Raw genomic sequence first — 1,264 nt, 5'->3', positions numbered from 1 at the left:
TGCTGGACCGCGTGCCTGTGCGGGTTCGCAACGCGGACACGAACCGCCTGCTGGCGATGTCGCGGCGTGAGTTCGAGGTTCGCCAGCTGGAGTACCAGGTTCGCGAGGGCCGCCCTGGCGCGGCGGAGGCGCTGCTGGCGCTGGCGGGCCGTCGTGATCCGAGCTTCGTGACGGGCCCGGCGGTGGTGCGGGCCTTCGCGCGTCTGGGGGACAATCTGCAGGCGGGTCGAGCGGCGCGTGCGGCGCTGGCGGCCAATCCGATGACGACGGCGCAGAACCGGATCGAGCTGGCATCGGCGCTGCTGTTCGCGAACCGCCTGGAGGATGCGGGGGCGCTGACGACGCCGCTGGCGTCGGACACGCGCCTGTCGGCGGAGACGCGGCGGGAGCTGGCTGCGGTGATGGAGCAGGGGGCGGCGCAGCAGGCGGACGGGCTGAACTACCGCCAGGCCCCGGACGCGGCGTACCAGGTGCTGGCGCCGGCGCTGGAGGCGGCACCGGCGTCGGTTCCGCTGAACATGGCGCTGGTGCGGCTGTATCTGAGCACGAACCGGACGTCGGAGGCGCGTGAGCTGGCGGAGGCTGTCCTGGCGCGGAACCCGCGCGACCTGACGGCTCGGACGGTGATGATCGACGTGGCGGCGGCGCAGGGTCGTTACCGGGAGGCGGAGGCGCTTCTGACGGAGACGGCGTTCCTGTACCCGAACGACGCGCAGGTACTGATGGCGGAATCGCGTCTGGCGCGGGCGAAGGGTGACTACGTTCGGACGCTGCAGGTACTGGAGCGTGTGGCGACGCGGCGGCTGGAGCATCTGCGGAATGCGGGCCAGATCGTGGAGGCGGAGCAGACGCAGGCTGCGCTGAGCCCCCGGGGTCCTGGGAACACGTCCCGGATCACGGATCCTGTGTCGGCTCAGATCGCGCAGGAGCTGATCCGGGCGCGAGACGAGGCGGCGACGTGGCTGCAGGCTGGTGTGCAGATGACGAGCCGGACTGGCGAGGCTGGCCTGTCGCGGAACTGGTCTGTGGTGGCGCCTGTGGAGGTGTCGACGCCTGTTCCTGGGATCGGTGGGCGCGTGGTGGTGGGCCTGGACACGGTGTCGCTGAACGCGGGGCGGATCAGCAGCGACCCGTCGGTGATGCGCCAGTTCGGGACGAATGCGCTGCTGCCGTCGCCGTCGGATTATCGCCGTCCGAATGCGGCGGTGGATGGGTACGCGCTGCGTCTGACGTATATGCGGAACAACTTCCGTGCGGATATCGG

1 protein-coding gene is annotated in these 1,264 nt (G+C 70.7%); it reads left to right on the top strand.

Annotated elements, in window-relative coordinates:
- Window positions 1-17 precede the first annotated feature (17 nt).
- On the top strand, window positions 18-1,264 hold a 1,247-nt coding region (locus WJM96_RS22835), incomplete at its 3' end, for a tetratricopeptide repeat protein (RefSeq protein WP_424814867.1).

Source organism: Roseococcus sp. YIM B11640 (assembly GCF_049727625.1).
Classification (GTDB): Bacteria; Pseudomonadota; Alphaproteobacteria; order Acetobacterales; family Acetobacteraceae; genus Roseococcus.
Note: the sequence above shows the minus strand (reverse complement) of the source record. Positions and strands in the feature narration are given on the sequence as shown.